Origin of the sequence: Arthrobacter sp. Ld5, from assembly GCF_051172775.1 — a bacterium.
GTDB lineage: Bacteria > Actinomycetota > Actinomycetes > Actinomycetales > Micrococcaceae > Arthrobacter_D.
Genome location: NZ_JBPKBO010000022.1, coordinates 42698 through 55917, shown reverse-complemented (window position 1 = coordinate 55917; position 13220 = coordinate 42698). Strand labels below are relative to the sequence as shown.

The 13220-nt window shown below is 73.1% G+C and carries 8 protein-coding genes; 4 read left to right on the top strand and 4 right to left on the bottom strand.

Annotated elements, in window-relative coordinates; all coding sequences use genetic code 11:
- Positions 1–26 precede the first annotated feature (26 nt).
- Complete coding sequence (locus ACSGDB_RS10980; protein WP_434994735.1) at positions 27–875, bottom strand: HpcH/HpaI aldolase/citrate lyase family protein; 849 nt, start codon at positions 873–875, stop codon at positions 27–29.
- Between the two features lie 223 nt (positions 876–1098).
- Between ACSGDB_RS10980 and ACSGDB_RS10975 the strand changes: the two genes are divergently transcribed.
- Both ACSGDB_RS10975 and ACSGDB_RS10970 read left to right on the top strand, forming a co-directional pair.
- A complete protein-coding gene (locus ACSGDB_RS10975; protein WP_434994733.1) occupies positions 1099–2463 on the top strand; it encodes an MFS transporter in 1365 nt (454 codons plus the stop codon).
- Between the two features lie 329 nt (positions 2464–2792).
- Positions 2793–4445, top strand: coding sequence for a thiamine pyrophosphate-binding protein (locus ACSGDB_RS10970; protein ID WP_434994732.1), 1653 nt, complete (start codon positions 2793–2795; stop codon positions 4443–4445).
- A gap of 2 nt (positions 4446–4447) precedes the next feature.
- Here the strand turns inward: ACSGDB_RS10970 and ACSGDB_RS10965 are convergent, their stop codons facing one another.
- Positions 4448–5014 (bottom strand): dihydrofolate reductase family protein, encoded by a 567-nt coding sequence (locus tag ACSGDB_RS10965; RefSeq protein ID WP_434994731.1) that lies wholly within the window; start codon positions 5012–5014, stop codon positions 4448–4450.
- A gap of 22 nt (positions 5015–5036) precedes the next feature.
- Complete coding sequence (locus tag ACSGDB_RS10960) at positions 5037–5771, bottom strand: MOSC domain-containing protein (protein ID WP_434994730.1); 735 nt, start codon at positions 5769–5771, stop codon at positions 5037–5039.
- A 326-nt stretch (positions 5772–6097) separates the two neighbouring features.
- Here ACSGDB_RS10960 and ACSGDB_RS10955 point away from each other — a divergent pair, with 326 nt between their 5' ends.
- Together ACSGDB_RS10955 and ACSGDB_RS10950 are read left to right on the top strand one after the other, a co-directional pair.
- Complete coding sequence (locus ACSGDB_RS10955; RefSeq protein WP_434994729.1) at positions 6098–7141, top strand: zinc-dependent alcohol dehydrogenase family protein; 1044 nt, start codon at positions 6098–6100, stop codon at positions 7139–7141.
- Positions 7131–10502, top strand: coding sequence for an HAD-IA family hydrolase (locus ACSGDB_RS10950; RefSeq protein ID WP_434994728.1), 3372 nt, complete (start codon positions 7131–7133; stop codon positions 10500–10502). The genes ACSGDB_RS10955 and ACSGDB_RS10950 overlap by 11 nt, the downstream gene beginning before the upstream one ends.
- Here ACSGDB_RS10950 and ACSGDB_RS10945 read toward each other — a convergent pair.
- Complete coding sequence (locus ACSGDB_RS10945) at positions 10465–13125, bottom strand: cation-translocating P-type ATPase (RefSeq protein ID WP_434994726.1); 2661 nt, start codon at positions 13123–13125, stop codon at positions 10465–10467. The genes ACSGDB_RS10950 and ACSGDB_RS10945 overlap by 38 nt on opposite strands.
- Positions 13126–13220: the final 95 nt, after the last annotated feature.

Sequence of the window (13220 nt, the reverse complement as noted above, 5' to 3'; positions counted from 1 at the left end):
GCAAGGAGTGCGAAGAATTTTTCCGGTCAGGCGTTCCAGAGCCCGTAGGAGTCCGCGAGGGAGGAGATCTTCTGTGCACGGGCCAGTCGCGGCAGGTAGGAGCCGTCACCCACCACGGCTCCGGCGGCGTGCTCCCGGAGGAGTTCGGCGGCCCAGCTGATCTCGGACTCGCTGGGCGACAGGCCGCGGTTGATGGTGTCCGTGGCGTCCGTCAGCAGGCACAGCTTGCCGGTCATCCCCATGGAGGCCGTGACCTTGCAGGCCTCGAGCAGTTCCTCCCCCAGGGCTCCGACGGTAGGGCCGTCGATCGGGCCGGGAAGCTGTCCCACGCGGGAGGCGACGACGAGCTTCGACCGCGCATAGGCGAGCGCCATCGGGTCGTCCGATGCTCCGGTGTCCCGCCGGAAATCACCGACGCCGAAGGCGAGGCGGAACGTTCCGGGCGCGCTGGCGATCGCCGTCGCGTTCTCGATGCCGAGCGCTGATTCGATGAGCGCGAGCACGGGCGTCCCGGCCTGCAGGCGCATGGCGGTGTGCGTGACCTGCTCGGGCTTCTCCGTCATCGCGAGCATCACCCCGCGCAGTCCGGGCGCCTTGGACAGTGCTGCCAGGTCGTCGGCCCAGTACTCCGTCTCGATGCCGTTGACCCGCACCCAGGCCGTCATGCCGGTGGACAGTGCCTCGACCACGCGCTCGCGTGCCTCTGCCTTGTCCGCTGCCGGGACGGCGTCCTCCATGTCGAACACCACGGAGTCCGCCTCGGAGGTGAGGGCGGGGATGAAGGTGTCCTCGGAGGCCGCGGAGGCCAGCAGCCAGGATCGTGAGAGCTTGGCGGGGAGCGCGGCGGCGCGGCTGTTTCTGAGGAAGGTGGCCATGGTCAAACACTACTGAGGATCGCTCCGGGTTACCCAAAGAACATTCCGCCCTCGCGTGAACACTACGACCAAAAGCGTCCGATCCGCGGTCGAGGACCCTTGACCCCACGCCGGCGCACCCCTACTCTTCGTATACGATCCTGCGCCCGACGCCGACGATGCCGGCGCCCGCCTTCGCAGGGATCACGCCAGCAGGACACATCGGAGAACAAAGGGGTTTTTCATGGCACTAGCGTCAGAGCGTCCGGACGCGCAGTCCCGGGACGGCATGAGCGCGGCGGACCGCAAGGTCCTCGCCGGGACCATGGTCGGCACCACGATCGAGTGGTACGACTTCTTCATCTTCGCCCAGGCCGCAGGGCTGGTCTTCGCGTCCCTCTACTTCGGACCGCTCGAGGGCGAGAGCCCGGGCCTGGCCCAGCTCGTCGCCTGGGCCACGATCGGCATCAGCTTCTTCTTCCGCCCTCTGGGCGCCGTCATCGCCGGACGCCTGGGGGACAAGATCGGGCGGAAGGCGATGCTCGTCTTCACCCTCGTCCTGATGGGCTCCGCGACCGCGCTGATCGGGCTGCTGCCCACCTACGCGCAGATCGGTGTCTGGGCTCCCATCCTCCTGATGCTCCTGCGCATCCTCCAGGGGTTCTCCGCCGGCGGCGAGTGGGGCGGCGCAGCCCTCATGGCCGTGGAGCACGCTCCGGTGAACAAGCGCGGCTTCTGGGGCGCCTACCCGCAGATCGGCGTGCCCGTCGGCATGATCCTGGCCACCCTCGTGCTGTTCCTCATCCGCAGCTCCCTGTCCCCCGAGGACTTCCTCGCGTGGGGGTGGCGCATCCCGTTCCTGCTGTCCGTCGTCCTGATCGTCGTCGGCTACTTCATCCGCGCCGCCGTCGCGGAGAGCCCCGTCTTCAAGCGCATGATCGAGCGCAAGAGGGACACGGCGACCCCGCTGCGGGACCTGATGCGGACGCACAAGCGGCCCGTGATCCTCGCCGCCGTCATCTTCATCGGCAACAACGCGGCCGGCTACCTCGTGATCGCGTTCCTGTCCTCCTACGCCCAGCGCACCCTCGGCATGCCCGCGCCGCCCGTGCTCCTGGCGACGCTCCTGGCGTCCTTCGGCTGGCTGATCTTCACCCTCTACGGCGGCATCCTCTCGGACCGCATCGGGCGCGTGCGGACCTTCCAGATCGGGTACGGGCTGATCTTCGTCTGGATGATCCCCATGTTCATGATGATCGACACCCGGAACGTCTGGGCCTACGGCATCGCGATCTTCGTCCTGACCATCGGGCTCGGGCTCTCCTACGGCCCCATGTCCGCGATGTACGCCGAGATGTTCCCGGCGAACGTCCGCTACTCCGGCATCGGCATCGGCTACGCCCTCGGCGCGATCCTCGGCGGCGCCTTCGCGCCCCTGATCGCCCAGGCCCTGCTGAACAGCACGGGCTGGTCCGGCTCGATCGGCCTCTACATCATGGGCCTCTGCGTCGTCTCCTTCCTCGGCGCCACCCTGGTCAAAGAAACCAAGGGCGCACCCCTCGAGGCGGAGCAGGCCGACGCCGGCACCGCGGCAGGCCGCCGCGCCTGACCGTCCGACGCCGTCGGGCCCGACCCGACCCTCTCCTGGACGATGCCCACCGACCACCCGGTCGGTGGGCATCGTCCGGGATGCCCACCGACCGACGCGCCGGTGGGCGGATCGCGCCCGGACACCGGGACGCCCGGACGCGGACGACGCCGGGAACGGCACCGTCCGCCCGCTATAGTGGCAAGCGTCGGGTGCCACGGGCACCGTGCCTGAAAAAGAGGCAATAAGGGCGACGCAGCCCGAGGCACATACGGAACTCACCCACCGGTCCCCGGGTGACCGTGTGCCTGCACCAGCGCCCCGGGGACATCGCCTGCAAGGACCCGACCATGGCCACCGTCTCCGCCCGCATCGCCGCCGCCCTCCTGCCCGCCGCCGCCGAGGTGTTCGGCGTCATGGGCAACGGGAACGCGCATTTCCTCGACGCCGTCATGGCCTCGCCGTCGCTGCACTTCACCGCGGTGCGGCACGAGGCCGGGGCCGTCGCCGCGGCGGACGCCTACCACCGGGCCGGCGGCCGCCTCGCCGTCGCCACCACCACGTACGGCGCCGGGTTCACCAACGCCCTGACCCCGCTGGCCGAGGCCGCGCAGGCGGACATCCCGCTGGTCCTCGTGGTCGGTGACGCCCCCACCACCGGGATGCGCGTGTGGGACGTCGACCAGTGCCTCGTGGCCAAGGGCCTCGGCGTCACGACGTTCACGGTGTCCGCCGCCCACCCGCTGGGGGTCACGACGGCGGCGGTCGAGCACGCGCTCCGCCACCGCGAGCCCGTGGTCCTGGCCATCCCGTACGACCTCGCCGCCACCGAGGCCGCCGAGGAGGATGCCCCCGCGGCGCCGGCGCCCCTCCCCCGTCCGGTACCGGCCCCCGCGGACGTCGACCGCGCCGCGGCGCTGCTCTCGGCTGCCGAGCGGCCCCTGATCCTGGCCGGTCGCGGCGCGTGGGTGAGCGGGGCGGGCGCGGCGGCGGGAGCGCTCGCGGACCGTCTCGGCGCGCTCACCGCAACCTCCGGCCTCGGGGCCGGACTCTTCGGGGACGACGCCGCCGCCCTCGGCATCGCGGGCGGCTGGGCCTCCGGGCGCACGGCCGATCTCATCCGGCAGGCCGACGTCGTCCTGGTCCTCGGCGCGCGGCTCAACCAGTTCACGATGCGCTTCGGCGACGCCTTCGACCCCGACGCACGGATCATCCAGTCCGATGTCGCCGCCGGCCCCACCTCGCCCGTCGTCACCGACTTCCTGCACGCCGACGCGCGCCTCACGGCGGAGGCGCTCCTGGCCGCGGTCGAACTCCGCGAGGGTGGGCGGCGGTGGAGCACACGCGCAGCAGCGGACGCCCTGCACGCCCATGACGCCCGGGACGACGGCGAGCCGACCGCGCCCGACGGGCGCCTCGATCCGCGCAGCCTCTGTCGCGCGCTGGACCGGATGCTGCCCGCGGACCGGACGATCGTGCAGGACGGCGGCCACTTCATCGGCTGGGCGCCCGGCTACCTGCATGTCCCCGCACCGAACCGCCTGATCATGGTGGGCACCGCCTACCAGACCATCGGCCTCGGCTTCCCCAGCGCCGTCGGCGCCGCCCGCGCGCTGCCGGGCTCCACGATCGTCCTCTGCACGGGCGACGGCGGCGCGCTCATGGCGCTTCCCGATCTCGAGACCGTTCTCCGCACCGCACGCCGCGCCGTCATCGTGGTCTTCAACGACGCCGCCTACGGCGCCGAGATTCATCAATATGCCGTTCGGGGCATAGACTCCGGGCCGATGCTCATCGACGAGGTGGACTTCGCCGCCGTCGCCGCGGCGTTCGGGGCGCGGTCGGCGACCATCGCCTCGCTCGACGACCTCGCCGCGGTGGAGGGGTGGCTGGCCGGCGACGACGACGGCGTCCTGCTGCTGGACTGCAGGATCTCCCGGCAGGTCGTCGCCCCCTACATGCAGGAGATCGTCGCCGTCGCCGCCCGGGTGAGCGCCCGCTGAGGTCAGCGCTTCACGCGGTACCGGGAGATCACGACGCCCGAGCCGAAGACCCGGCTGCCGATCAGCTCGAGGCCCGTGCGGCGACGGTGGGGCGGGAAGAACGGACGCCCGCCCCCGACCAGCACCGGATGGACCCGCACCCGGTACTCGTCGATGAGGTCCAGCGCCGCCGCCTCCTCGGCGAGGGCGGCCCCTCCGATCGCGATGTCCCCCTCCGCCGGGTCGGCGCGCCACCGCGCGATCTCGTCCGCCAGGCTCGCGGACGCCAGGCGGGTGTTGGTCCCCCGGACCGCGGAGAGCGAGTGGGAGAACACCACCTTCGGCACCCGCTTCCACAGCGCGGTCCACTCGCGGTCCGGCTCGTCGGCGGACGGGTCAAGGTCGACGCCCTCCCAGTACAGCATCGTCTCGTAGAGCCGACGCCCCAGCAGGTGGACGCCGACCCCGCGGAGCTCGTCGATGGCGGACCGGAAGACCTCCTCGTCCGGCATGGTGAAGTCGAAGCCGTCATCGGGTCCGACGATGTAGCCGTCCAGGGAGACGCCCATCGAGTAGGTCACAGTGCGCATCAGCTCTCTCCTCCGTGGTGTATCAGGACGCGGTACCTCGCAGGGTCACGAGGTCTCCCACGCTGACCACGCCGCTGCGGTCCGCGCGGGCCTGCACCCCGAACTCCACCCCATTGTGGACCGAAAGGGCCTTCAGCGCGCGGGGCCCGGCAGCCGTTCCCGCCTGCGGCTGGTCGATCATCGTGCAGCGGGGCATGCCGGCGTCGACGGTGACGACCACGTCGTCGCCGATCGCGAGTTCCACCCCCGCCCAGTTCCGGTCGAGGAAGAGCGGGGCGGAGCCGGTGTCCAGGACGATGTTCGGGCGGAAGCGGCGCTCATCGATCGCGCCGCCCAGCAGGTCCGCGAGCGCGGCGAGGGACGATGTCGTCACCAGGTGGAGCGGTGACTCGTCGTGGTGCTGCAGGGTGGTCCCCTCCCGCAGGGTCAGCTCCTGGCCGAGCCCCGCCGTCAGGGCCTCGGAGGCTGCGGGGTCATCCACCCGGTACGGGACGCCCGCGGGGCTGCGGAGGAGGGGGACGCCGTCGGGCCCGTCGCACTCCGACGTCCAGTCCAGGAGCCCGGGGACCGGCCGGAACCGGCGGGTACGCTTGCCGCTGGCAATCCCGCCGTCGTGCGTGTAGACCGCCCAGCGGCGATCGTGCTCGAGGCCTGACGAAGTCACGGCGGCGGTGACCAGCGGCTGGCCCGACGTCGACTTCACCGGATAGCGGTACAGCGCGTGGACCCGCCCGACGGGTGTTCCCTGGTGCGGCATGCGGTCATTCTCGCACCGGGGGCGCCCGAAGGCCGTCCGACGCTCTCCGAGACGCGGCCGGACACCAGGACCGAAGCGCGGCCGACCACCGGGAACCCGGACGTCGGGGAAACGCCGGGAACCCGGGTGTCGGGGAAGCCCCGACGGCGCGCGCCACCCGGCCCGGGCGAGCCGCCCACCGGGAGCGCACCGGGAGCTCGCCGAAGCGTACGATGAGGCCTCTACCCAGGGGGTGCGCATGTCGCTCGAGGTCGGCGGACAGGTCCACGGCCCGACACGGCATCGGGCGGTCGGCGCCTGTCCCGCCCCGGATCGGGCGGTGGGGCGTGCGCGCCTGGTGGATTGACGACGACGCCCGCGACCCGGGGGCCGGGACCGGCGCGGGGAACACGCCGGCGCTCGTGTCCGGCACCCGGCCGGACCCCGTGCCGGGCTCCGGTGAACTGCTGGTCGGCGTCCGCGCGTGCGGGGTCTGCCGGACCGATCTGCACCTGGTCGAGGGCGATCTGCCCGCGAAGCATCCGCGCACCGTGCCGGGGCACGAGATCATCGGCGAGGTGGTGGACACCGGGCCGGGCTGCAGCCTCTTCGGTGTGGGCGACAGGGTGGGCGTCGCGTGGCTGCGCTCGACCTGCGGGGCCTGCCGGTTCTGCCGCCGCGGCGACGAGAACCTGTGCCTGTCCCCGCGCTTCACCGGCTGGGACGACGACGGCGGGTACGCCGAGCTCGTGACCGTGCCCGAGGCCTTCGCCTACGCGGTGCCGCCGGGGTTCTCCGACGACGAGGCGGCCCCGCTGCTCTGTGCCGGGATCATCGGGTACCGGGCGCTGCGCCGGTCCGGGGTGCGGCCCGGCGGCCGGCTCGGCATCTACGGTTTCGGCGCATCCGCCCATCTGGCCGCGCAGGTGGCGCTGTTCGAGGGCGTGGAGGTCTCCGTCATGACCCGCTCGGCGAGCGCCCGCCGCCTGGCCGCCGATCTGGGCGCCGCCTTCGTGGGGACAGCCGCGGAGGAACCCCCGCAACCACTGGACGCCGCCATCCTCTTCGCGCCCGCCGGCGGCCTGGTCCCCCCTGCCCTGCGCGCCCTGGACCGCGGCGGCACCCTGGCCGTCGCGGGCATCTACCTCAGCGACATCCCGGTGCTGCACTACGCGGACGAGCTCTTCCAGGAGCGCCGGCTGTGCAGCGTCACGGCCAACACCCGGGCGGACGGCCGGGAACTCCTGGCGCTCGCCGCCCGCATACCGCTCAGGCCCACCGTCCAGCCGTACGCGTTCACGGCGGCGGACCGCGCCCTGGCGGACCTGGCGGCGGACCGCGTCGACGGCGCCGCCGTCCTGCATCTGGGCGGCGGCTCCGGTGGGACCTGAGCACGTCGACGGCGTCTCCCACGAAGCCCACGTCGCAGGGACCGGCGAAACCGACGCGGTCGACGCCGTCGGGGAGGGCGGCACGGACGCCGCGGGCCCTGCCGCAGGCGCGGCCGGCACCGAGGCGGCGACGCTGCGGAACCGCGCCCGGCGGCGCCGGTCGGGTTCCCCGACGGTCGCGGGGACCGCGTCCCCGTTCGACGCGGTGATCTTCGATCTGGACGGCGTGGTCACGGACACGGCGTCGGTGCACCGGGCCGTGTGGAAACAGCTGTTCGACGCCGTGCTCACGGATCCGCGGGTGCCGGCCGGCGCGGACGTGCGCCCCTTCGACGACGCCGACTACTACGCCTGGGTGGACGGGCGCCCCCGCGAGCAGGGCGTCGCCGTGTTCCTGCGCTCCCGCGGGGTCCACCTGACGGCCGGGACGCCGTCGGACCCGCCGGAGGCCTGGACCGCGCAGGGCCTGGGGGCGGCCAAGAACGCCCTGTTCCTCGAGGAGCTGCGGCGGCACGGGGTGAGGGCCTTCTCCGGCACGGTGGAACTCATCCGCCGGCTGCAGGACAGCCGGGTCCCCTGCGCCCTCGTGACGGCGAGCCGCAACGCCGCCTCCGTGCTCGCCGCCGCCGGGCTGGAGGGGGCGTTCGACGTCGTCGTCGACGGGACCGTGGCCGCGGAGCTCGGCCTGCCCGGCAAACCCGAACCGGCGACGTTCCTCGAGGCAGCACGACAGCTGAAGGCGCGCCCCTCCCGCACCGTGGTCATCGAGGACGCGACGAGCGGCGTGGCCGCCGCCCGCACCGGCGGCTTCGGGCTGATCGTGGGGATCGACCGCGCGGAGCAGCGGACGGCGCTCGAACGCGCGGGAGCCCACATGGTGCTCGACGACGCGCGTGAACTGGACATGGGCCTGGTCCTCTCGCACCGGTGGCACCTGATCTACGACGGGTTCGACCCCTGGCACGAGGGTCATCGTGAGGCCCTGACCACCCTCGGCAACGCCCGCATGGCGACGCGCGGCGCCGCCCCGGAGGCCGTCGCCGGCGCCGTCCACTACCCCGGCACGTACCTCGCGGGCGTTTACAACCGGTGCTCGGAACTGGTGCACGGCGAGGAGGCGGACGGCGAGCACCTGGTCAACCTCCCCAACTGGCTCCCCCTCGACCTCCGGCTGCCGCCCGGCGCGTGGTGGTCCGACGGCGGCCTGACTATGACGGCGCAGCACCGCGAACTGGATCTGAAGCGGGCCGTCCTCTTCAGGCGGGCGGTGCTCCAGGACGCGCACGGCCGGCGGCTGGAGGTCCACCAGCGGCGCATCGTCTCCATGGCCCAGCCCGGACTGGCGCTGCTCGAGACCACGCTGACCGCCCGCGGCTGGAGCGGTGCCGTGGAGATCCGCACGGGCCTCGACGCGGACGTGGTGAACGGCAACGTCCCCGAGGACGCCGCTCTGGGGGGCCGGCACCTCCGCGTCCTGGACCGCCGGGTGCGGTCGGGCATCGAGTCCGTGGAGGTGTCGACCCGGCAGAGCCTGGTCCGGATCGCCGTCGCGTCCGAGGTCACGTTCACCGGGCCGGACGGCGCCCCCGCCGCGGTGAGCAGCACGCCGGCCCCCGGCGCGGAGCCCGACGGCGGGTCCGCCCCCTCCCGCTGGCTGCAGCACCACGCCGCCGCCCTGGTGGACGGGGTGCCGCTGACCGTCTGCAAGACGGTCGCCGTCGTCAGTTCGAGGGACCGCGCGGTGTCCACGCCGCTGTCCGCGGCCCTCTCCGTCCTGGCCCGGGCACCCGGGGGCCTCCCACGGGCGCTCGCCGCGCACGAGGACGCATGGCGGCCGCTCCTGGACCTGTTCGGCTTCGACCTGCACGCCGACCGGCAGACCCAGTTCATCCTGAATCTCCATGTGTTCCACCTGCTGCAGACCCTGTCGCAGCACACGGCGGAGCTCGACGCCGGCGTCCCCGCGCGCGGACTCCATGGCGAGGGGTACCGGGGGCACATCTTCTGGGACGACCTCTTCGTCCTGCCGTTGATGACGTCCCGCCTGCCGTCGGTGACCCGGTCCCTGCTCGACTACCGGTGGCGTCGGCTCGACGCCGCCCGGGACCGGGCGCGTGCCGCCGGTCTCGCCGGCGCCATGTTCCCCTGGCGCAGCGGCAGCGACGGCACCGAGGACACCCCGCCCTGGCTCTACAACCGCTACTCCGGACAGTGGACACCGGATCACTCCCACCTGCAGCGCCACGGCAGCCTCGCCGTCGCGTACAACGCCTGGCAGTACTACGAGGCCACCGCGGACCGGGAGTGGATCATGGGCCACGGCGCGGACCTGATCGTCGAGGTGGCCCGGTCCTTCGCCGCCGCGGCGGAGTTCGACGCCGGGGACGGCCGGTTCCACTTGCGCGGCGTGGTGGGGCCGGACGAGTACCACGACGGTTACCCGGGCCGGCCGGGAGAGGGCGTCGACGACAACGCCTACACCAACGTCATGGCGTCCTGGGTGTGCTCCCGCCCGGCGCGGATCATGGACGCCGTCCGCGGCCGCGACCGCCGGGACCTGCGCCGCCGGCTCCACATCACCGGCGGGGAGCTGGACCAGTGGAAACACCTGTCGCGCCTGCTCCACGTGCCCTTCCACGACGGCGTCATCAGCCAGTTCGCGGGGTACGAGCAGCTCGAGGAACTGGACTGGGAGCACTACCGGCGGACCTACGGCACCATCGAACGGCTGGATCTGCTCCTCGGCGCCGAGGGGGACACCACCAACCGGTACAAGCTCTCCAAGCAGGCGGACGTCCTCATGCTCTTCTACCTCCTGGGTCAGGACCAACTGCTGCGCCGGCTCCGCCGCATGGGCTACGCGCCCACGAAGGAGCAGATGGCGCGGACAGTCGAGTACTACCTCGCCCGCGTGGCCCACGGCTCCACCCTCAGCCGCGTGGCGCACGCCTCGGTCCTCGCGGCGTCGCACCCGGAACGGGCGTGGGCCACCTTCCGCGACGCTCTCGACGCCGACCTCGACGACACCCAGGGCGGCACCACACGCACGGGGATCCACCTCGGGGCGATGGCCGGCAGCGTGGACGTGGTCCAGCGCAGCTTCGCGGGACTGCGGATGCACGCCGATGCGCTCGTCTTCACCCCCCGCCTGCCCACGGAGCTGCAGCAGGTCTCCTTCCGGATCCGGTACCGGGGCCTACCCCTGGCCATCACCCTCAGGAAGGACACGCTGACGGTGGTCGCCGCCGAGAGCACCGCCGATGCGGTCCGCGTCCGTGTGGGACGGCGCCTGACGGTGGTGGAGCCCGGCAGCACCGCGCGGATCAGGTTGCGGCCGGGACCTGCGTCTTCCGGTGCATGAGCCGCTTGTGCCAGTAGTCCGCCGCCAGCAGGGCCGGCATGGAGAGCAGCGCCACGAGCAGCCCGGCTGCCGTGGGAGGAGCATGCCCGAGCATGGCGGCCACCGGCACGATGAACAGGAACCCGAGCAGCGCCACGAGTTCCACGGCCACGGCACGCAGCATCAGCGGATTGGTCCGCCAGCCCAGGCGCCACGGGGGCAGGGACTCGCTCCGGCACGCGAAGGCGTTGGCGAGCTGCGCCAGGACCACCGTGGTGAACGCCGCCCCGGACGCCGCCGCGAGGACCCCGACAGGGGGGAACTCCTCACCGGGCCGCCACCCCGCCAGCCACAGGGTGAGGGTGAAGGCCGTCATCTCGAAGACGGCCTCCACGGGCCCGAGGACGGCGAAGACGCGCACCATCAGCCGGGTGTCCATCAGGTGCCGGCGGTCCGGCGGGCAGTCCATGGCGCGCTTGTTGGCTTTCTCCCCGCCCAGGGCCAGGGCGGGGAGGAGGTCCGTGCCGATGTCCAGGAACAGGATCTGCAGCACCCCGAGCGCCAGCGGGAAGCTCCCGCCGGACAGCGCCCACACCACGAAGGGGGTGAGTTCCGCGACGTTGTCGGTCAGGTGGTAGGTGAGGAACCGGCGGATGTTCGCGTAGGTGGCGCGGCCCTGCTCCACGGCGGCGACGATGGTCGCGAAGTCGTCGTCCAGCAGCACCAGGTCCGCCGCTTCCCGTGCCACGTCGGTGCCGCTCGCGCCCATGGCGACGCCGATGTCCGCCTCCTGCAGGGCCGGTCCGTCGTTGACGCCGTCCCCGGTCATCGCCAGGACGTGCCCGCGCAGCTGCAGGGCCTTCGCCACCGCGAGCTTCTGTTCGGGGGACACCCTGCTGACCACCACTCCGTCCCGGTCCAGCAGGGCTCCGAGCAGGTGCGGATCCTCCGGGAGGTCGCTGCCCTCCAGGACGGTCCGGTCGGGCCCGAGCAGCCCGATCTCCTCGGCGATCGCCGCCGCCGTCGTCGGATGGTCCCCGGTGAGCATGGCCACCTTGATGCCGGCCCGCCGCGTGGCGCGCAGCGCTTCCGCCACCGACTCCCGCGGCGGATCGTGCAGGCCCACCAGCCCGAGCAGGGTCAGGTCCCGCTCGAGGTCGCCCGGATCCTCCGGCCAAGGCACACCCGGTCCGGGCGTGCCGGGCCGTGCCGGCAGCACCCGCTCCGCCACCGCGAGGACGCGCAGCCCACGTCCTGCCATCTCGTCGAGCGCGGCCTGGCACGCCCCGAGCTGCACCGGCGCCACGCACAGCGGCAGCACGGATTCGGGGGCGCCCTTCAGCAGCAGGAGTCCTGCGACGGCTGCGGATTCGCGCTTGCGGGCCGGGTCGAACGGCCAGCGGGCCTCCACGGCAACCTCCGCGTCGGCGCCGTGCCCGACGGCGTCCAGCCCGCCGGCGTCCCTCCCGGCGCCGCGTCCTGCGCCGGGCCGGTCCAGGCGGCGGACCAGCGCGTCCAGGGCCGCCTCCATCGGGTCCCCCTCGGCTACCCACTGGTCCCCGTGCAGCACGGCCCGTCCGCGGGACGCCGCCTGCGCCGCGGACGCCAGGCGGCGTGCGCGCGCGACGGCGTCGGGGCCGCCGGTGACGCTCGCGACCGGGGCGTACCCGAGGCCGTTCAGCGTCACGACGCCCTGCGGCGTCCACACCTCGACGGCGCTCATCCGGTTCTGCGTCAGGGTGCCGGTCTTGTCGGTACAGATGAACGTCGTGGATCCGAGCGTCTCCACGGCCTGCAGATGCCGCACCAGGGCGTTCCGGCGCGCCATGCGCTGCGCGCCCATGGCCAGGGAAAGCGTGACCGTGGGCAGCAGGCCCTCGGGGATCAGGGCCACGGACACGCCGATGGCGAACAGGAACGCATTCCGCCAGGACGTCCCGGACAGCAGGGAGACCGCGAAGAACATCCCGCCGAAGGTCAGGGCGACCACCGAGATGATGCGGACCACCCGGCGCAGCTCGACGTTGAGGGGGCTCTGGGGTGGCTCGGCGGTGGCGGTCAGGGTGGCGATGGCCGCGAGCCTCGTCCTCGCCCCGGTGGCCGTGACCTCCGCCTCGGCGTTCCCGTTGACCAGGAAGGTCCCGCCGAATCCCGCATCGCCGGGTCTCTTGGGCACGGGGTCGCTCTCCCCGGAGAGCATCGACTCGTCCACGGTGCAGGATCCGGTCGCCGTGAAGTCGACGTCGCCGGGGATCCTGTCGCCCGCGGAGAGGAGCACCACGTCCCCGTGCACGATCTCCGCGGCCGGGATGCTCACCGCCGCGCCGTCGCGCCGCACCAGCACCTGGGCCGGGAGCATGGCCCGCAGCTGCGACGCCGCGCGCTCGGCCCGGGCCTCCTGCACGTACGAGAACACCCCGTTGATGACGACCACCACGGTCACGGCGACCCCGAGCTGCGGCATGCCCGCGACGAAAGCGAGGGCCGCCGCCACCCACAGCATGACCGCGAAGAAGTGGGTGAACTGGGCGGCGAACGCCCGCCAGCGCGGAACGGTGGCGGTCTGCGGCAGGACGTTGGGGCCGTCCTCGGCCAGGAGGCGGACCGCGGTCGCCGTGGTGAGGCCCGCGACGGTGGTGGTCATGGGCGGCGCCCGCGGCGGCGGAGCGTCGCGGCGGCCGGGGACGGCATGCGCACCGGTCCGGCTGGACGGGCGGGGGCTCTGGTCTTCTCCGATGA